General features: G+C 60.7%; 13 protein-coding genes. 3 read left to right on the forward strand and 10 right to left on the reverse strand.

Annotated features, from left to right (window positions below):
* Positions 1–14: 14 nt before the first annotated feature.
* Positions 15–410 (reverse strand): GFA family protein, encoded by a 396-nt coding sequence (locus tag EOC94_RS05190; protein ID WP_095486402.1) that lies wholly within the window; start codon positions 408–410, stop codon positions 15–17.
* Between the two features lie 5 nt (positions 411–415).
* Complete coding sequence (locus EOC94_RS05195; RefSeq protein WP_095486403.1) at positions 416–649, reverse strand: hypothetical protein; 234 nt, start codon at positions 647–649, stop codon at positions 416–418.
* A 450-nt stretch (positions 650–1,099) separates the two neighbouring features.
* Here EOC94_RS05195 and EOC94_RS05200 point away from each other — a divergent pair, with 450 nt between their 5' ends.
* The gene (locus tag EOC94_RS05200) at positions 1,100–1,318 is read left to right on the forward strand and encodes a hypothetical protein (RefSeq protein ID WP_095486404.1); all 219 of its coding nucleotides are present in this window, start codon (positions 1,100–1,102) and stop codon (positions 1,316–1,318) included.
* Positions 1,319–2,341: 1,023 nt separating this feature from the next.
* Positions 2,342–4,861 carry a caspase family protein gene (locus tag EOC94_RS05210; protein WP_245465499.1) on the forward strand — a complete coding sequence of 840 codons (2,520 nt, stop codon included), beginning with the start codon at positions 2,342–2,344 and terminating at the stop codon, positions 4,859–4,861.
* A 479-nt stretch (positions 4,862–5,340) separates the two neighbouring features.
* On the opposite strand, the gene EOC94_RS05220 is transcribed toward EOC94_RS05210, so the two are convergent.
* Positions 5,341–5,919, reverse strand: a complete 579-nt coding sequence (locus EOC94_RS05220) for a hypothetical protein (RefSeq protein WP_127288957.1) — start codon at positions 5,917–5,919, stop codon at positions 5,341–5,343.
* Between the two features lie 195 nt (positions 5,920–6,114).
* On the opposite strand from EOC94_RS05220, the gene EOC94_RS05225 reads away from it, so the two are divergent.
* Positions 6,115–6,645: an OmpA family protein gene (locus EOC94_RS05225; RefSeq protein WP_127288959.1), complete on the forward strand. Its 531-nt coding sequence runs from the start codon at positions 6,115–6,117 to the stop codon at positions 6,643–6,645.
* Between the two features lie 54 nt (positions 6,646–6,699).
* Here the strand turns inward: EOC94_RS05225 and EOC94_RS05230 are convergent, their stop codons facing one another.
* The 7 genes from EOC94_RS05230 to tssL all read right to left on the reverse strand — a co-directional run bounded on the left by EOC94_RS05230 (position 6,700) and on the right by tssL (position 20,072).
* The gene (locus EOC94_RS05230) at positions 6,700–8,349 is read right to left on the reverse strand and encodes a caspase family protein (protein ID WP_127288961.1); all 1,650 of its coding nucleotides are present in this window, start codon (positions 8,347–8,349) and stop codon (positions 6,700–6,702) included.
* Between the two features lie 211 nt (positions 8,350–8,560).
* A complete protein-coding gene (locus EOC94_RS05235) occupies positions 8,561–10,888 on the reverse strand; it encodes a M23 family metallopeptidase (RefSeq protein WP_127288963.1) in 2,328 nt (775 codons plus the stop codon).
* On the reverse strand, positions 10,885–11,391 hold the full coding sequence (locus tag EOC94_RS05240) for a DUF1036 domain-containing protein (RefSeq protein WP_210212061.1): 507 nt from the start codon (positions 11,389–11,391) through the stop codon (positions 10,885–10,887). Before EOC94_RS05240 ends, EOC94_RS05235 begins: the two co-directional genes overlap by 4 nt.
* 11 nt (positions 11,392–11,402) lie before the next feature.
* Positions 11,403–14,039 (reverse strand): serine/threonine-protein kinase, encoded by a 2,637-nt coding sequence (locus EOC94_RS05245; RefSeq protein ID WP_127288965.1) that lies wholly within the window; start codon positions 14,037–14,039, stop codon positions 11,403–11,405.
* Between the two features lie 5 nt (positions 14,040–14,044).
* Positions 14,045–14,812, reverse strand: coding sequence for a protein phosphatase 2C domain-containing protein (locus tag EOC94_RS05250; RefSeq protein WP_127288967.1), 768 nt, complete (start codon positions 14,810–14,812; stop codon positions 14,045–14,047).
* Between the two features lie 159 nt (positions 14,813–14,971).
* Positions 14,972–18,535, reverse strand: a complete 3,564-nt coding sequence (gene tssM / locus EOC94_RS05255; RefSeq protein WP_127288969.1) for a type VI secretion system membrane subunit TssM — start codon at positions 18,533–18,535, stop codon at positions 14,972–14,974.
* Positions 18,536–18,557: 22 nt separating this feature from the next.
* Complete coding sequence (tssL, locus tag EOC94_RS05260) at positions 18,558–20,072, reverse strand: type VI secretion system protein TssL, long form (protein ID WP_127289209.1); 1,515 nt, start codon at positions 20,070–20,072, stop codon at positions 18,558–18,560.
* Positions 20,073–20,117 lie beyond the last annotated feature (45 nt).

Raw genomic sequence — 20,117 nt, forward strand, 5'->3', positions numbered from 1 at the left:
TTTCAGCAGACTCGTCATGGATCGAAGGGCGGAAAGCGATCACCGGCAAATTGCTCCGCCCAAGGCAATGCCATGAGCCAGTTCTCACGGCGCGGTACCCACAGTTCGTAGTCGGGAATGAGGTCGCTGGGAGCCATATCGAGCGAGCCGAGCATGATCTCGGCCTCGTTGTCCCGCAGCCAGGCGATGTGCGAACCGCATTGCGGGCAGAAACTGCGTCTGGCGAACGTGTTCATTTGTCCGCTGCCTTCATAGGCTGACATGGGCCAGACGCCAAACGGCGTGAAAAAGCTGCCGCTGGCGCGGCGGCAATCCTGGCAGTGGCAAATTCCGACCCGCAACGGTGGGCCGCTCACCTTGAAGCGAACGGCGCCGCACAGACAACCGCCGTCCCGTTCGACCCCTGCCATCGCCTTCAGTCCAGCGGTTTGTCTGTCGGCCGCGGCGTGGTGCCCGACTGGCGCGGCCCGCCGGCATTGCGGTTCACCACCGGATTATCCAGCGGAGCGGTCGATGGCTTCGATGTTCCCGCGGTTTTTGGCGTCGGCGGTTTCGCTCCCGCGTCCGTTTCGTTGGCATCGCGTCTTGGATGCCGCAAGCCGTCGGCATTCACTTGCCGGATTGCCGGCTTCGATGTGGTGTTTGCCATGGGATCTCCTTCCTGCTGCGGCGGAAAGAACGGATGGTTTCGTTCTTAGCCCACAGCTCGTACATCTCAACCGCCGGCAAGGTGCGAAGTTCCACGGCCTGGAGCTTCAGGTGTCCTCTTCGGTGCCAACGTATGCTGCAGGGTAAGCGGTGTACCGCTCGCACGTTTACAGTAAATCTTAAATTGGATGCTGGCGAGGAATCGCAGCCTTGATGGCACGGCAACTATGCGCCAGACGTGGCGGCCCAAAGCGGCGGCTGACGATCTGCCGGCCTCTCGCCGCCATCAGTCATTTGCTGTGGTGATCTCATAATCGCCCCCGGCAATCCCGCCATCCCCGCGCAGGATTAAGCCTTGTGCACGGCAATGAGTCCAGCACCGCCGATTTCCACCTGACTGGCCGGAACCATTTTCGCTACTGGCTGTTCGGCTCGCAGGAAGGAGCCGGACATGGAGCGACGTAACGCTATACTTTCGCTGGTGATAGCAGCGGTCATTATCGTCGGCTTTCTCATTGGCTTTCTGTACGCTGATATGGGCTGGCGCACCTCGCCACTCAAAAGAGCGCCTGAGCAAAACCAAGGTGGAAACGCACCAGCCGATACCTCGCCTGCAGCGGGCATCAAGAAGAATCCTCAAGAGAATACCGAGATGCCGGATCAGAAATAACGGGGATCCTTTGGGCGCAGGCAGCGCCGGTTCGATGCGGACTTGAGGTCGCTCTCGAACAATCGATCTCAGAACCTGCAGTGTCGGCTCCTTGTCCGCGCGTCCGATCCATACTTTCCGCACCGCGCCTGCAAGGTCACCGAAATAGGATGGCAGATCTCGACGAGCGAACGCTCGGCTGACGCCTGATTTTCCCTTTGGAGAAGGAGCCCGCCAACCGGCGACGCTTTTGCCTGTCAGCCATCCGCCTTCAGCGCTTCATCTTGCGGATAGTGCGACCTCAGCGTATCCCTCAAGGAACTGTCAACTGGCCTTGGGAGCGGTGCTCGGGACCAGGAATCCACTCTTTAGCAACTCCAGGGCGTCGAGCGCGTCCTCATCCAGCAAATTTGTCAGAGCCACCCCATCTGAGAAGACAACCTTGTGGTCGTCTATATCGTAGACTTCCCAAAGCCCATCCTTGATTCTTCGAATGGCGTGCCGGTGCTCCATAAGCACACGCTAATTGAGTCTCGGAAATGGTAGGTAGAAAAAATCAGGGGTAGGCCAACATTAGTAGTGGAAAACTCAGGCGCGCTCTGCCGCGTGGTGCGTGGACTGAAGGGTGCAGGGCCGCCGTCGGGCCTGGCAGGCGGCAGTAGACATTCGTCGCTGGGGCAAAATGTAGGTGTCCCAGCACGAGCTATTTTGTCGGGGGCATCGCCGACCAGAACTCCGCCCAACCTGCTAAGATCAGAATGCCGGCCGCGCCTGGTCCGGGGGGCCAAAGCGACCACGGATCCGAATAGCCAGGTTGAGAAACCGTCTGACAATCATTGCGGACACTCGGCCTCTGATGTAATTTAGAACTTGATCACGTGAGGAATATGCCCGCTGTCGCGACGGCTTTTCTCTCTTTTCTGTCTCGGCAGATAGCATGCTCTCTAACGGACCTTGACACTGCAAGCTGATTCTTGTGGTCGCCAGGTAACAGCGGTTAAGGGATTTGCCATGCTCCGACGTTGCGGATTCGTTGCAGCCGTCATGCTCGCAAGCTTCACGACTTTCGAGGCTTCTGCCGTCGAACGAAGGGTCGCTTTTGTAATCGGCAACTCCGATTACCAGGAAATCTCGGCCCTCAAGAACCCGGCTAAAGATGTGGTGGACGTATCCGATACGTTTCGGCAGGCTGGTTTTGATGTTTTCGTCGCGAGCAATCTTACAAAGCTGCAGTTTGAAGATCAGTTCCGCAACTATCTTGCCGCCGTGGATGGCGCCGATATCGCTGTCGTCTACTATTCCGGCCACGGCTTTCAGATCGGCGGCGAAAATTTCCTGATCCCAGTAGACGCCTCGTTGAAACAGGCGGCCGACGTGGAGGTCCAGGCAATCAAGCTAAACGACGTGCTGCAGCAGATGCGTTCGAAATCGAAGATCCAGGTGATCATCCTCGATGCCTGCCGCAACAATCCATTCCCTCGCAAGGACTATTGGCTCAGAGACCAGCTTCTTGCCGCCAGCGGCACCGGCCTTGCGCAAGTAAGAAGCTCGCTGAACACGCTGATTGCTTTTGCCACCGAACCCGGCGCGGTTGCCTATGACGGCGCCGGCGACCTCAGTCCTTTTTCGTCAGCGTTTTCTCGTCGCGCACTGGCCCCCAACCAGGAGATCCGCACGGTCATGTCGGCGGTCCGCCGGGATGTGGTTGAGGCTACCAAGGGCTTGCAGGTCCCCTGGGAGAACTCTTCGCTTATCGACGAAGTCGTTCTGATGCGTCGCAGCAGCCGCCCATCGCTGCCGCCGGTGCTGGAGAAGGTCGTGCTGTCGGGCGCCGGCCCCGTCGATCTGGATCTTCCGGAACCGGTCGAGGTCGACGGCGGGACAATCACCGTCAGCATCGACAGACCGCCCACCCTGGGGCGCCTGATGCTGGACGGCAAGGTTGTCGAGGCGGGGGAACTGATCCAGGGCAAGGATCTGCCGCGCTTGCAGATGGATGTCCCCAAGGGAATTGGCGAGCCAGAAGAGATGGATATGCTGGCCTACGCCGCACGCGACAATTGGGGCGGCGAAGCCAAGGGCATGCTGGTGTTCCGGGTCAAAAGCGGCGAAGGAACCCAGGGCGAACAGGTGATGGCTTCGCTCGAAGCCGAGCAGAAGCAGCAGGTGCTCCAGCGCGGCATTCATGTCACCGGTGCCGCCGAGGCGATCGAGAGCCGCGAGATCGATGTTCCGGTCGGCGTGGGCGCGGTTGCCCTGAGCCTGGATCTCCCGACAGACGATGCGGCGGTCAGCTTGAGAGTTGCGAACTATCCGGCAACGGGAACGCTCTCCCTGCCGGATCGGGCCCTGTCGCCCGAATCGAGCTTGACCGTCGGTGAAGTCGAGGTGCTGCGCTATGAACCCCAGATCGGAGCCAGCGCGCCGGTCGAGGTCGCCTTCGAAATTCGGGCGGACAGCGGAGCATCCAAACCAGCCAAAATGACACTGTCGCCAAGCGTCGATCCGTGCGACTCGGCTGCCGGCGAACCTCTCGATCTTCAAGGCGTCGTCCCCGGCCTGCTGCCAAATGAAATCGGCGCCGAGGCGGTGAAGCTCTGCGAGGCTGCGGTGAAGGCGTATCCCGATGTCGCGCGCTTCCGCTATGAACTGGGTCGCGCGCTGCTTGCAGCCGGCAAGGTGGACCAGGCGAGGAAAGCCATACAACAGGCCGCCGACAGGGGACATGTGCGCGCTGTGTTCGAGCTCGGCTACCTCTACGCGACGGGAACGGGCGTGGCTGCCGACCGGAAAAAGGCCAACGCCTTCTACGCGGCCGCAGCCGACAAGGGCGATCCTTACGGGATGACGTCATGGGGCCGTGCCTTGTTCCACGGCTACGGCGTCGAGCGCGACACCGGAAAGGGGTTGGACCTGCTGCTCAAGGCGGCATCGATGGGGCACACATATGCCATGAACGATCTCGGCGCGATCTTCACCGAAGGCCGCAACGGCGTGACCGCAGATCAGGCCCGCGCCGTTGCCTTCCTGGAAGCTGGCGTCCAGCGGCAGGACATGTATTCGATGAACTTGCTCGGTCGCAATTACCTCAGCGGCCGGGGCGTCGAGAAGGATCCGAAGGCTGCGCTGGCGCTTTTTCAGAAGGCCATTGACCTCGGCCAGCCCTATGCGCCTGGCAGTCTTGCGCGCATGTACCGTGATGGCGTTGGCGTGGAGCAGAACCTTGATGAAGCCCAACGTCTGTTTGAATTGGCAACCTCGCGCGGCGACCAGTCCGGCGCCTACGATCGCGCGGCTCTCGAGATGCAAAAGGGCGACAAGGCCGACCAGGCCGTCGCCGTGCGTTTCCTGGCATTCACAGTTGCGCTCGATCTTCGCAATGAACTGCCTGACGCCCGGGCGACGTTGGCGCAATTCGGGGCCAAGCCGAAAGCGGCGGCGTTGAAGCAGCTGCGTGGGGAACTCAAGTCGAAGATTCCGTTGAGCGGCTCTGTCGACAAGCAACTGGTCAAAGTGGCAAGGGCGGTCTGGGAACAAGCCAATCCGCGTCGGGATTTGTTCTGATCAACAAGGAGGCAATGGTGGGCAGAAATCGGAAGCAGGCAACAATCGGGATAACTCTGTCCATCGCCTTGGCGGGGGTCATGGGCTGCACATCCTGGCAACCCCTTCAACCGACGCCGCTGGTGGCGACGCCCGCACCGGCGCCGAAGGTCGTTCGCAGAGCCGCGGCGCCGCGGAAGGTCGTCAACCCGGCTCCCAAACCGGTGGCCGCCAAGAAAGTGGTCAAACCGGTCGCGGACGAGCCTGCTGCCGCACCTCCCGTAATCATTCCTTCTTTGGGAGGGAGCGGCGGAGGAGGCGGCGGCGGCTGGTCCGGATAAACGTTGAATGGCGGCTGCAGCTAAGCCAAGCAACTGATTCAGAGCATTCTGCACCCAGTGGAATCACTTGGCGCCGCAGGAATGCGGCTTAATCAAACAGATAGAGCCGGATGCTCAGTTCAATTTGAATGTATCCCGCTCGCGGATGCGGGCTAGGGTCTAATTCGCATCCGCTGATTGGCGCGATGCCTCTGTCTGTGCCATCTCGATGCCCATTTCGACAAACGCGGAAAGAACTGAAAAGCGGTCCTCCAAGGCAACACGTGCCAGTCCGGCCAGAACCCCCGCACTCACCGCGCGGGCGGCAGGCGATGGCTGCAAGGCCGATACCGCTGATGCGTCTATAGCCGAACCGTTGCCATGCCGTCCTGCAGCCAGGGCAATCCAGGCAGCCGGCGTTGTTGGCGGCATCGCCGCGGCCTTGCTCACTTCTGGGCGATGGTGAGGGCTATCCGGTTCGCTGACCCAGTCACGAACAAGCGCGAGCAACTCCTGATCCCTGTGGTCGAGCAGAACGGTGAGATGGCTCAGGCACTCGTGGGCCCACCACACCGCAGCCCGCTCGGGAAGCAGATAGGCACAGAACGTAATCGCCTCCTCGGGCACGCGCCCGGCAAGGAGGGCGCGGCAAAATTCGATTGAAGGCTGTTCGGTCGGACGTGCCACCATGTCCCTGGCAACAGCGGGGTAGGCCATGAAAAGGTCCCGTGCCGTTTTGAATCGAAGCTCATTGGCCATGGCCGCCACGCTTTCACTTAGGGAACAATGGACACTGAAGCCCTGGACAGGGCGCGGGTCAAGTCTCAGTCCGTAGCAAGATGGAACTGCCGTCCACTCCCCGTATGCTTGACGTTTATTGACAGACAATCGCTTCGGAATTTGGTATACTCCGCAGCCGAAGAAATCGGATGTTTCAAGACAGGAGTAACCGTTATGCAGTTGGGCAGTTTAGCCTTGGTGTTGACGGTCGCGCTTTTTTCGACCCACGCTTCCGCTGATCCGCTTCAGAAGTCAGAAGACATCGTGAAGTTTTTTTCCGGGGCGAGCGAGTTCGGCCCGGCGCGTGGAATCTGCGTCGGCACCGAAGACGAGTGCAAGAGCAAGAAGAAAGAAGCGCCGGCCGAAAAAACCAGCCTCGATATGCTGATCAATTTCGGCCTGGATTCTGCCGAACTCGACGCGACTGCGCGTGCTGAACTCGACGAGTTCGCCAAGGCGCTGAAGGACAGCCGACTGAGCGCTCTCGACTTCGTTGTTGAAGGTTACACCGATGCGTCCGGCTCGGCTCACTACAACGAGGGACTGTCGGAACGAAGAGCCCGATCGGTAACAACCTTCCTGACCTCCAACGGCATCGACGCTGCCCGCATCAAAGCGACAGGCTTGGGCGAAACGAACCCGCGCAATCCCAACCCATACGATCCGGTAAACCGCCGGGTGGAGATGCGGATAAGGACTGAGTAGGGGGCCGGTACGCCAAGGCACCGCTCACATCGACAGGCTTGAAACGGTGGCTTGTCAGTTGTTGTTGTTGAGCACACCGCCCACGGCCACACCTGTGCCGAAAATCAGCGCCTTGGTCAGGAAGTCGTTGTTGTCCGGCGGCGGTGGATTGTCCTGTCGAACCACCTCGCGGTTGCGCCTCGTCTGAACGACCTGCTGCCTGCGCGGCTTCTGTGCCACCACCGACTTTTTTGTGCGGGCCTTCTGTGCCACCGGCTTTTGTGTGCGGACCTGCTGCACCTGTTTTTTCGGCTGTGCTGCACGAGCCTGATCGGCAGCGTATCTGGCGCGCACCGACTCCATCATTGGATCCGTCTGGATCACCAGGAACGCCAGTTGCTCGCGTGTCAAAAAATTGGTCTGCGGTAGACCATTTTTCGCTTGCCAGATGCCGATCGCCTGGCGGGTCTTTGGACCTATGTTTCCATCGATGCGGCCAAGTTCGTTGCCCAAGGCTTCGATGCGCAACTGCAGATCGATACGGCCCTGGCGATCGAGACCGATCGCACTTTCCGTCAACTCGGTGCCCGGGGCCCGCTTCACCTCATCCGAAACGCCAACCGAGGTGCGAACGGCTGAACCGGAATTTGCGTTCGCTTCGTCCTCATCGACTGCCGCCACCTGCCGATCTTCGGCTTTCGGTTGGTTCAACTGGTCGATGTTCAGCCGTGCCACCGTGGCGAAGCGGCCATTTGGAAACTGTTCGAGATAGGCTTCGTAGAACGGAATGGTATTGCGCTTCGAGGCTTCATCCCACAGACGCTGCTCCACCTCCCAGGAAGGAGGCTCACTGGTCACCGGGGCAGGAGCCGGTGCGCTGCCGGATGCGCCAGCGACAGGTTTTGTGGCAGGCGCCGCATCCACTGCGGACTGTCCCAGGAAGACCTCGCGTCCCAGTGATGCGTTGTGCCAAGGTCTCTGGCGACCCTGTGTCGTTTCGGTCACCTGGCCGCGCACGCGCGTCAGCGCGCTCTGGATTTCAACGCCGGGTTCGGTCAGGTGCCTGGCGAGCGCGGTGGAGTAAGGACTGTTGACGCCGTTGCCGTCGAAAGCGATGGCGCCTGGATCGGTTGCATACGCAATCAGGATTCCGCCGGTTCCAACGCCGTCCGATTTTGCGTCGATCGGCGCTAGACCGGAGCCAAACGAGGCGGAACGGCTCTTCGGCATAGAGGCGGCCAGCGTCCTTGCCAGTGGATTGTCGCGGCAGGCATCGAGGATAATGACGCCGATCGCCGGCTCGGGCGGTAACGCCGCCATGAAGTCATCGATCTGAATTGTGCGGGTCTTGAGATAAGCGGGCGATGTCAGCTCGGCGTCTACCGGAATCAGAAAATTCCTGCCGTCGACCTGCATGCCGTGGCCGGCATAAAAAATGACGGCGAGGTCGGCGTCGTAGGATTGCTCAGTAAACCGACTGATGAGGCTGTGCATGCCTGCATTATCTTGATCGACCCCTTCGATCACCTGGAAGCCGGCATTGCGCAGTGTAGATGCGATGAGGTGCGCATCGTTGGCGGGATTGGGCAAGGCAACGGCATGCACGTATTTGCTGTTGCCGATGACCAGCGCTACGCGTTTGGCATCAGGCGCAGCAGCCTCGGCGCCAAGCGACGCGATGATAAACAGGATAAACCCGCTCAGAAAGACGGCAAATGCTTTCATCGACCAGCCCTCCGCCCCGCATGGGCGCACTATTGATGTCTGCGCATGCTAAATTCATCAGCGACATAATCTGCCAAATGGCTCTTGGGCGTATGTGATCTCGACCACAGTTTTGGTTCACAAAGGGCCCTAAAAAAGTTGGCCATAGTAACACTTGGCAACAGGAACACCAATGGTCTAACGGCGAACTCGCACGCCGCGAGAAGCAGGTTCAAAGGGTATTCTGCGTCGGGCTTAGGAGGGCTGTGATCGCCTGCTTGTACTTTTCGAACTCCGGCGATGTCTGCCGGACTTCCGTCGTTGTCGTTGTCTGTTGACTCACCTCGGTCGTCGCCGGGCTCAGCTTCCTGCCCATTTTCCTTTCGGCCCAGCCCACGACATAGCTGGCAGTCTTGCCAGTGAGGAACCGATTGGCTTGAATGACGGCCGACCCGAGCACCGCGCTCAATTGCGCCGAACCCGGCGACGACAACACTTGATGGGCGCCTTCCATTCCCAGGAAATGACAGAGATAGAGCCGGCCGGCTGTGATCTGGTGGCCGCGCGCGCGAAGATAGGCTTCGCCCTCGCGCGCAAGATTGCTGACCATCTCGCGCGAGATGGTGGCGTCGAAACGCAGAGCGAGCAGGTCGGCGGTTGACAGTGTCCGCGCAAGTTCGGGGCGATAGGTGTTCATCATCCTGATCCAGGTCTTCGTTATGAACTGACCGGCGCCGGTTGCCGAAGAATTTGGATTCTTGGCGCGGGCGCTGCCGCCACTTTCGACTTGAACGATACGGTCGGTCAGTGTTTCGACAGCAGAAGCGTCCGTCGCGATTGCCGTAACCGTACCCAAGGGATTGATCGCCTCGCCATTGCGATAGAGTTCGAAATGCAGGTGCGGCCCAGTCGAAAGACCAGTCGTGCCGATGTAACCAATGATATCGCCTGCCTTCACCTTCGCGCCGACACCGCCCTTGACCGCGAATTTCTGCATATGCGCATAGCGCGTCTCGCGCGCGCTTCCGTGCGAAATCTTCACCAGATTGCCGTAACCTCCGCCATCGCCCTGAAAGACGATTTCGCCGTCGAAGGCGGCTGCAATAGGCGTACCCAGAGGCGCCGCCCAATCCACACCCTTGTGGATGCGAACAGTGCCGAGGATCGGGTGCTTGCGTGGGCCGAAGGTGGACGTCATGACCCCGTTGACCGGGGTGACCATGCCGTTGGTGACTGTCAGCGAGCGAACCTGATCGTCGCCGCTAACGCATGCAAACTGGCCATCGGTCTGCTGGAACACGAAACAGTCGAGGCTTTTTTCGTTGCCTTGGACGCCAACATATAGCACCCGTCCGGCCGTCTCTTCCTTGCCACGCGGCCTTTGCGAATAGATCAGGACCAGACGCTGGTCTTCGCTGGCGAAGGCATCCAGATCCTGTCCTCGCGACAGATACATGATCGCTTCTCCGATCACGCCGGTTGGAACCTTGTTGCGCGCTGCTGTCGAGTAGATCGCGTCGAGCAGCCGGTATTGCCTTTTGTGCGTGCCTTGCGCCTGTGCGCCCGAGTAGTTGAACAAATCTTCGCGGACCCACGGGTCGACACCAGACACAAACACACCGGCGGCATTGCGCGTCAGCGTACCGACAAATACGTTCCTGGCGTAGATCGAGACCTGCATGAGGGACATGGTTGTCGTCTCGCGCGTCGGTCTGAAACCGCGCATGGCGACGACATGACCTGACTCAAGGCTTTCCCGATTGAAAAGCGCTTTCAGCGCCTCGCCTGCCAGCCTGGCATCCTCGGCGGAGAAATGCGCATCGAGCGCAACACTGTCCAGGCTGCGGTCGTTGAGGATCTTTACGAAAATGTCCTCGGTAGCCTCATATCGTTGATGTTCACTGATGACATTTGCAACGCTTGTGTTGTTTTCGATCTGGGTTTTCTGGAACGCGGGAAGGGCTGCCTCACCTGAATCGATTGTTTCGCCCCAACCTGCTTCGGCATCATCGGTATGCTGGTCCGAAGCAACCGGAGCCTCGTTTGGAACGGGCGGTGGCTGAACATCGTTTTGCAGCTCGTTGGATGGCGCCGGCGCGGTCTGTCGCTGCGCCTGGAAGAAAGCGAAATCTTCTTGCGTGGACGGTATCGTCGTCATGAACTTTTCGCTGGCGCTAAGCATCACGTCAGCCAGAATTTCGATCTGCGGAGAAACGCCGGCCTGGTCGAGTTCTGCCGGGCGCGGGATCACCTGGCTTTTTGTTGCGCCGCCGGTGTCGGGCGCAAGGGTGATCCACATCGGATCGCCCGCGAGATCGATGATGGCAGGCACATAGACAGATGCGTCGGCTGGCACATCGTCGGTTCCCTCGACGGCGTGCAATTCCTCATCTTCATCGCCAAACGACCAATAATCCGCGGTGACATAGAACCCGGCAGCGATCGACAACAGGACAACCACTGCAAGACCGCCAAGCAGCCTGCGCCACAGCCTGCGTCTGCGCAGGGCAGCGCGCGCCTGCTTTTTCTGCCTGAAGCTTGTGTCGATACTGTGCGTCACGGATTGCTTCCGGTCAGGAAAAAGGTCCACCGCACCTGTTCAAGCGTATCGACTTCGAGAAATCGTGCAGCGATATGGCCGCGCTGCCAGCATTCATCGATGCCGCGTATCGAGAAACGCCGTCGGTCGATGCACATTTCGGTCGACCCGGTCAGGGTCGCATGGCCAAAAACGTCCGTCGCATAGATGTAGATGTAGCGGTTGGTGAGTTCCTCGCGGATGACGTTCACGCACTGATTTGCGCCGATGGTCCACCAGCCATCGGTCTGGTCCGCATTGTCGACCTTTTGGCCGACAGCGAGATTGACGACGTCGAGCGTCTGATTGCAGACGGTGAATTCGGCGCGCGCTTCGTGGGACGACAGGAGAGCCAGCAACGTCGCGCCCAATACCACCGTAAGTCTCATACGGCCTGTCAGGGCAATCAGGCCGCGAAGCCAGTCACGCTGATTGTTGGGCGGGACAGCGGCCAGGAAGGAAAAGCGCGAGCTGCGGAGGTCCATCGGCGTCCATGCTACCCGCCGAGCCGGAAGTACTTTGCCGTGGCGGAGAACTCAGCTCGATTGGCGTCGATCTCTTCGAGAATCCTGGGCAACAGCAGCGCGGCTGGTGTCGGCTCGGAGAACGCCGCAGCGTGAATATCCTGTGGACCCGTGATCACCATTATGATCTGCGGCACGACCTTGCCGGCCGCCTTGTCGGCGGCGCCGAGATCGATCGGAATGTTGAAGGTCGCCTTGTCCGCTTGCGCCAGGACAAGATCGTCGAGGCTGAATGCCATGCCCCTGTGGTCGATCAGCAGCACGCTGGAAATAAGGCCGCGATGCGTCACCAGCGAGCCGCCGATCGGCGAGCCGCTCGGCACCGTCGTTCGATCGAGAACAAGCTGCGGCTTGTCAGCCGGCATCTGGTCCAGAAAGCGCAGAAAGTTGGTGACTTCGCATTGAGCCGGTTCAATGAGGCGGACGCTGATGTCCGGTTCGACACGGAATCTTGCCTGGAAGTCGGACAGCATTCGTTCGAACGGCGGGACCTCTGTGCCCAATCCTTCGATCGCGACGGCGGCCTCGGTTGCCGACGTCAACGTCGCATAGAAACAGTCGCCGCCGTTGAAGTCCCGCACCCAGGAGACCCGTTGCGCAGCGTGGTCGAGGCCATTTTTCGGCGGCAGTTCCAGGTTCGGTTTCGGCACGTTCAAGGCAACAGTGGCTTCGCCCGGCTGTTTGCCTGGCGCCGGCTCGTACCGCTGCCGTTTTGCGTTCGCATCATCCGTCTGGTTTTCGGCCCGCGCGTGCTGGCTGGCCGAATTATCGGGCTGCCGGCTCTCCATTATTTCGGGCTGGACCGCTGCGGGCGGCGAGGCCTTGTCGGCCGGCGGGTTTGGCGCGACCTGGATGCGCGGCGGAACCGGCTCCGGGGTTTCCTCGGTTGGCGAAAGGACTTCGGCGGGCCGTGTCGGCTCCAGCCTTTGATCCGCCGCGGCATCTGCCCGATCTTCAGATGGCGATGGCGCCTCGGCTGCCGCCGGCTCCGAAATGTCCTCGGATGCCGCCGGCTCCGGAGTTTCCTCGGTAGGCGAGAGGACTTCGGCGGGCCGTGTCGGCTCCAGCTTTTGATCCGCCGCGGCATCTGCCCGTTTTTCAGCAGGCGGCTGCGCTTCGGGTGCTGGCGGCTCCGAGACTTCCGCGGCTGCCGCCGGCTCCGAGCTTTCCTCGGATGGCGAGAGGACTTCGGCGGGCCGTGCCGGCTCCAGCTTTTGATCCGCCGCGGCGCCTGCCTGGCTTTCGGCTGGCGGCGCACTGGCTTCTGTTCGTGACTGATCGGGTGGAACTGGCTTTGCCGGCTCATCGCTCGGCGAATTTGCAGCGCTGTCCGTCGGGGCCGGTTTGGATGCTTTTGGCGACAACAACGCTGTGTCGCCGGCGGTTGGCGTGGAAGGCGTCATCACGCCGCTGAGATAAACGCCTGCACCCGACGCGACAGCCAATGTCGCCAGGGCAGCGATCGCGATCGATCGGGACCTGGCGGACTTTGCCGGGACCTTTGGCAAGACCGCCCGAGCAGGACCGGCAACTGGCGAAGGCCTTGGCTCGGACAGAAGGGCCGGCCGGACATGCGGAACGAAGCGCTGCTCACCGGCAGCCGCAGGAGGCTGACTTGCCAGCTTGGGACCGGGAAGCTTGGGACCGGGAAGCCTGGGACTGGCAAGCTTGGGGCCAGGTGCGGCGGTTCCCCCGGTTCGCGGCGTCCGGTCTCGGGGTGTGATCGACGCTGGCGGCGTTGTCTCCTCATCCGTGTCGTCGCGTGTCATCCTGGCGATGTCCGCCATGCTGATCGGCCGGTCTTGTGGATCCGGCTGCAGCATGGCTTCAACAATTCCACGAAAATCGGCGTCGATGTCGGATAGGTCCGGGACAGTTCGGCGTTTTTCCACGATCTCGAACTGGGAGCCGCCCATGTCGATCGGTTTGCCGCGTAGAGCAGCAGCCAGCACCAACCCCAGGCTGTAGATGTCGGATTGCTCGCTGACATCGCCACTGTAGAGCCCGAGTTGTTCGGGAGAAACGTAGTTGTACTTTCCCGCGAATTTTCCGCCGATCAGGGTCTCGCCGCCGACGGTCGCCGATCGCGCGATGCCAAAATCGATGATCTTTGCGCGTTCGACCCGGCCTCCTGGCAGGATGATGTTATCCGGGGAGAGGTCGCGGTGTATTGCTCCCGCCTGGTGCACGGCGCTCAAGCCGGAAGCCAGACGATGGCAGAGCTTGCGCACGTTTTCCGTCGGCATCGGGCCACGTCGCATGATATCGAACAGCGACTGGCCGTCGACGAATTCCATGGCAAGGTAGGGGCGACCGATGCCGGGATCGATCGTGAAGACGTGATACCGCACGACCGCGTCATGCGACAGGTGATTGAGGATCGACGCTTCCTTGCGGAACAGGGACAGGATTGTCTGATCGCGGGCGAACTCGGGCAAGACGATCTTGATCGCAACGTGGTCGCCGGTCTGGATGTTGTGGCCACGGTAGACTTCGCCCATACCACCGAATGCGATCCGCTCGTCTAGTTCATAGATGCCGCTGAGTTGCGTGCCCACGGCGGTGTTGGCCAGGTTGGGCGATATCCGCGTCTTGTCGTCGGCGCTCATCAGCCTCAACCTTCCGCTCCGGAAGGATCGGGACGAGCCCCATTGCGCCCGTCTCCGATCTTCACGAGTACGATCGTGACGTTGTCAGTTCCACCGCGCGCCAGCACCGTTTGTAGCAGGTTTTCGCATGCTGCCTGAGGTGTCGCCGACACTGCCGCCGCCTCGATCTCGGCGTCTGTGACATGCGCTGTCAGCCCGTCGGTGCTCAACACGAATATGTCGCCCGGCATGATTTCGCCTTGCTGGAAGTCAATGACGATCTCGTCACTGACACCGACCGCATGCGTGATAACGTTGCGGCGCGGCCAGGTGAGCGCTTCGGCTGCGCTGATCATGCCTTTGTCGAGAAGTTCCTGAACCTCGGTGTGGTCCTTCGAAATCTGGGAGATTGAGGCGTTGCGGATCAGATAGACGCGGCTGTCGCCCGCCCACAGGCAGGCAAACCGCCCATCCATCGCCAGCAGGGCGGCGACAGTGGAGCCGATGGTTATGCCGCGGGATTCCGATATCCTGCGGATTTCGGCGTTGGCCCGGCTCAGCCGGTCCTCGAAGCGCGCGCGAAGATCCGGTGCAGAGCTTGCAATGCCGATCGTTGCCAGATGATCGACGATGCTGGCCGAAGCGACTTCCCCGGCATCATGTCCACCCATTCCATCGGCCACCACCCAAAGGCCAGTTTCCGGCTCGACCAGGTAGCTGTCTTCATTGAGCGCGCGGACACAGCCTCTGTGGCTAACGCCAAAACTGTCAAAGGGAAGGGCGACATTGTTCAATTTGCCACCAAGCGCTTCTCAAGCGTCCTCTGCGGCGCACCCTCAGGAGCTCGCTCGCGCCAGTTTGCCACAGGCTCGAACATTAGAGTATCGAAATCAACGTCCGCACGTCTGTTGCCGCTAGATAGCTTCACCGTATTGGAAAGCTCAAAGCTCATCTCAGAACGCCTTTGGACAGCTGAACCCAGAAAGCGCAGGAAGGAAGAGCGGGTTGGGGTCCGAATTGGTCTGGATCGTATAGGCGACATCGCGTCCGCCGATCACGAAGCGGGCTTCCGTGTTGCCGCCTGTGCTGGTGATATCAGCCTTGTCCAGCAGACGCTTCAGCGCCCACGGACCATCGAACTTGATCGCGGACTCACGGCCCGGCATTTCCGGCATGAGGCTCAGGCTCGCGGACGCGGAAGCCATGCCGCTCGGCCAGGTCACCGTGCTTGGCGCGTTACCCGCCTGGTTGCTTTGGACAATCTGGCCATCGACGTCGAGGACCGCCGTATCGGCGTCGCCATGCAGTGAAAACGGCGTAAAGATGATGTTGACCAACGGCACCGAACCACCTGAAGGAAAAAAGGCGTTGCGGATTTCCGCGGCCAGCTGGAAGTTTTTCAAGGTCGACTTCGACAGGTCGCGCCCAAACCGCGCATCCTGTTTCCAGCTCCAGTCCTGGCCGGTCATGTCGATCAACGATGCGAGATTCTGTGCAAAGAACCGGTCCATCAGCCCGCCTGGACCGAACAGTTTCGCGAAATCCGCCATCGCAATATCCTCCGGGCCATTGCCGGCGAAAGGATAACGGCCCGCAACCACCTCCTCGCAAGTGCGCGTGACCGTCTGGTCGAGCATCTGATTCAAATTTGCTAAGGAGGTTTCTGCGACATTGCCGTCAAACTCGTCGGCGGTCGCAGTGACCATTCGGGCGAGTTGCTTGGGCAGACGCGAGACATTGGCGCGCAGGGTGGATATCTGCAGCTGCAGATTCATGTTGACGCGTTCCGTTTGCGAAGGGACATCGGCCGCCAGTTGCAGGCTCTGGTAGATATCGCGGAAATTCTGGGTCAACGCATCGATTGGGCGGCGTCCGGCGGGACCGTTCACCAAAGCCTGGAATGATCTGAATTGCGCTTCGATATTCGCCCCAGGATTCTGGTTTTGCGCGCTAGCTGTCCCTGTGCCGGCCCGGCTTTGCGATTTGCCGCTGGCGATTTGAAGGCCGATGCGGGCCAATCCCCTGGCGACATCTGCAGCGTTCTGTGGCTGGTTTTGAAGCACGCCAGCTTCGGCCTCGGAGCCAAAGCCGTTGCCGGAACCAGCTTCTCGGGTCAGAGCTGTTTCGTCGGCGATCGCTGTAAAAAGCTGGTCGATTGGCGAGGTCGGTGACGCGGCGGCGGACAGCGCGATATAGCGCGGCTTGTCCTTCAGCATCGCCTTGAACTTCAATTTGTCGAGAACGCCGTTCCACGCCGCGGCGAACTCCCTCCCATAGCGCTCGACAAGTTCGGGACCGAGCTTGAGCAACTCCTGATCGATGCCGCCTTGCTCGCCGCCGCCGCCGAGTACCCACTGGTCGTCGACCAGCATCTGCGCAATGCGCGAGAGTTGTTCGAGATAGAAGTTGTTGAAGCCGCCATAGGTGTAGATACCGGGAACGCGAAGCCCTGACAGATCGCCACCATCGACACGCTCGAACAACAACTGCGCTTCCGGGCCGCCTTTCACGGAGACGGAAAAATCGTCCAGCGCTGCCGCGTATACCGCCGACTTGACCAAAGCCGAGGCACGATCGGCAAGGCTCATGCGTCCGAGCGAGCGTTGAGCGGATTCGACAAGTGGCTGGTTGCGTTCGAAAACCGGATCATAGGCGTCGTCCAAGGCAAGCATGGCCCGCAGATGCTTTTCGAGTTGCGCCCGTCCCTCGCGGTTGTTTTCGCCCGGATACCGGTTCTGCTCCCAATCCTGCCTCATCCAGGAAACGATCAACTCGTCGTCGACCTTCGGCGCCTTGCCGCCCAGCATCAGGTAGATCTTCAGCGGTTCATAGAGCGCGGCGGGATCGGCCATCTTGGCCTGGATCGTCCGTTCGGCCTGAAGCAGCAGGCGCGAGCGGAACATACGTTCCAGCGCCTGCCGGTAAGCTGTTTTTGATGCCGAAAGAAGTCGTTCCCGCTGACTGAGGCCGAATGTCTCCTCGATCGGTGTCGGCAAGCCAATGGTGTCGAACCCAGCCGGCAGATCGCGCAACTGGTCGAGCGGGCCAATGACGTTTTCGAGGTCGACATCGGCGACCGTCGTGCTTTTGAGTAGCGGGTCTGCCGTCTCGCGATACCGGCTTACGGCTTGTGTTGTAGAGGCGATCAGCGACCTGTTGGCCGTAAAGCTCAGGGCCAAGGTGCCCAGAGCCGCGGCAGCGATCAATGCTATTGCGCCAAAGCCACCATATCTGGCGATCGCTGCACGCCTTTCAGCCGATTTGTCGTATGAAACCCACCCGGCTTCCGCGAAAATGACGCCGGTCAGAAGATCATGCAAAAAGAAGCTTTTACCGGTGCCGGAAAGATGGGCTTGAGAAGCGCTGCCGAAACTACGACCGATCACGCCCAGCACCTGATCGATCGGCGTACCCTCCTGCGTGCCTGACGAGAAATAGAGTCCACGCAGGCTGACGTTCACCTGGCTGCGGGCCGGATCGAATATGCTGGCGATGAAACTGGCAATACGGCCTTTCAGCGCGCCAAACTGGGCTGGAAAGCCAAAGATGGATATGCGTACGGCCGGATCGGCCTCTTCCTGCAGGCGGTCTGCCATCTCGTCTGCCAGGCGTGTTGCCAGTGCGTCGAATTCGGCCGGTGCCTCACCGACCATGTTCTTGCTGCGATCGGCGGTCTGGAATGTCGCGCCCCACACTTTGCGGCGGCGCTGCTCGTCGAAATCGCCAAAATAATCCATGAAACCGGAGACAAGGTCGGCTTTGGTGAAGAGCAGGTACACCGGGAACTGGATTTTCAGTGTTTCGTGAATTTCGCGCAGACGGCTGCGTATCTCAACGACATGGACGTCAAGCTGCTGATCATCGAGGCTCATGAGATCGGCAAGGCTGATGGCCAGAATAACGCCGTTTATCGGTTGCCTGGCGCGGTATCTCTTTAGCACCGACAAGAAGGCGAGCCAGCTCTTCTTGTCGCTCTGCGCGTTGGAATCCTGCGTCGTGTAGCGTCCGGCGGTGTCGATCAGCACCGCCTGGTCGGTGAACCACCAGTCGCAGGATCGCGTGCCGCCAACGCCGGCGACCGGCTGGGCGTCCCCCGAACCGGCAAGCGGAAAATTCAGACCCGAATTGACCAACGCCGTTGTTTTGCCGGCACCAGGCGGGCCGATGACGACGTACCAGGGGACCTCGTAGAGGAAATTGCGCTTGCCGCTCGACCGCTTGAGCGCAGCGATGGCCTCATTCATACGAGCCTCAAGCACCTGCGAGTCGTCATCCTTGTCGTCGTTGCGGGCAACTATCGTCTCGAGCGCTTTTTGCGCCTTTCGCCTTTGCCAGAAAAGCAATCCATAGAAGAGCGCCACGATCGCCACGATTACGCAGATGATCGTCACGCGCAGCCAGACGGGTGCCAGCGGGCGGGTATCGGCAAAGCGGATCAATGGGCCGGCAAACCAGACGGCTGCCGCGAAACCGGCCAACGCGATGACGCTGAATATCCGCAGCAGCCAACGCGTCATGGGCGCTTCCAAATGGCCGTGCTCACAATGTCTCCTCCTTGGGGATCATCACATCGACACGGCGATTCTGGGCGCGGCCTTCCGGCGTCGCATTGTCGGCGATCGGCTCGTCCTCACCCTTGCCCTCGGCCGTGATCCGCGAAGGCTTGCTGAACCGCGGCGCCATCATCGCTTCGACAGCCTTCGCCCGGGCGACCGAAAGGTCGAAGTTGGATTTGAACGCGCTCGATTTTCGCGGCTTCACATTGTCCGTATGGCCGACGATCCTGATCGGTCCGGGCTCGGGTTCCAGCGCGGCGGCGATGTCTGCGGCAATCGGCCCAAACTCCGGGTTCACCTCGGCCCTGCCGGACTGGAACAACAGGACGTTGTTGATCTCCACCACAATGAACATGCCCTGCGTGCCGACGGCCAGCCCACCGCGTGCGATATCCTTGGCCAGTGCCGAGCGGATGCGATCGATCTGGTTGGCGGCGGCGGGCGGAGTGACTGTCATCGGCACAGCCGACGGCACCACGCCGGCGCGTTCGATGGTGACCGGCGTGGATGGATTGAGCGCCAGCAACCCGCCGGCAATGGCATCGCCTTCATTGGTGATGAAGACCCGCAACGCGAAGAATGCCGCCGTCAGCAGCGCCGACGCAGCCGCCGCAATTACCCAGAGCGGCAACCGGGCCGACGACTGTGGGCTGGACACCGCCAGGCTTTGCCAGTGGGGCGAGATGTCGTCGTCGGCGCGCGCCCTGAAGTAACGAAGCATCTCGTAGACGTCGCGCCGAACCCGTTCGAGATTGTTGTCCTCGCGCGCAAGGCCCCGATACTGGCCTTCGAACCCCAGCGACAGGCAGGCATGCATCAGTTCAAGCAAATCGTAGTGTGCCTCCGGCGCCGCCAGTATCTTGTTCAGCGCTTGGTAGAAGCCCGAGCCGGTGGGCTCGACGTGAAAGAACTGCGACAGCATGCTGTGCTGCGCCCAGGCGTCTCTCTTGGGCCAAGGCAGGTTGCCGATGAGGTCGTCAGCGGTTTCGCAGAGGGCAAATTTTGCGATCCGCGCATCTTCTTCGGGAACGCCGGCTTTCTGCATTGTCCGGTCGAATTTTTCGATCGCCTCGGCGACATGTTCCGCTAGTTGTTCCGCCTGTCTTTCGACGGGCATGAGCCTGAGCTGGCCAAACAGCATCAGCAAAGGAGCGGCCGCTGCGAGGATCTGGTTTGCTGCGGAATATCTGACGCCGTCCGTAGCATTCAGCAGGATTTCCTGCTGGATGGCTGGCTTCGGCGTCGCCGCAAAGGAACCGGTTCCCGTCGCTGCGCCGGAATCTGCACCCTGATAAATCACGGTTCCGGATGTCCAGCCCGGCGGCGTGTGCTGACCGACACCCGGATCGAAAACAGTTGAATCCTTAGCCCGCGAGGGACCGGGCTGCCCACTGTCAGGAACAGGCCCCTGAGGAGCTGGCGCTGATCCTTCCGCGCGGCGCGGCGCGCGAATGACGGTCTTGCCCGCTGGACCGAACGGCTTGTCCTTCGAGTTCATCGCCAGACGTCCGTCCACGCCCGGTTCCTGCGTTTGCGCCACAGG

It is taken from the genome of Mesorhizobium sp. M6A.T.Ce.TU.016.01.1.1 (assembly GCF_003997065.1).
GTDB classification, from domain to species: Bacteria; Pseudomonadota; Alphaproteobacteria; order Rhizobiales; family Rhizobiaceae; genus Mesorhizobium; species Mesorhizobium mediterraneum.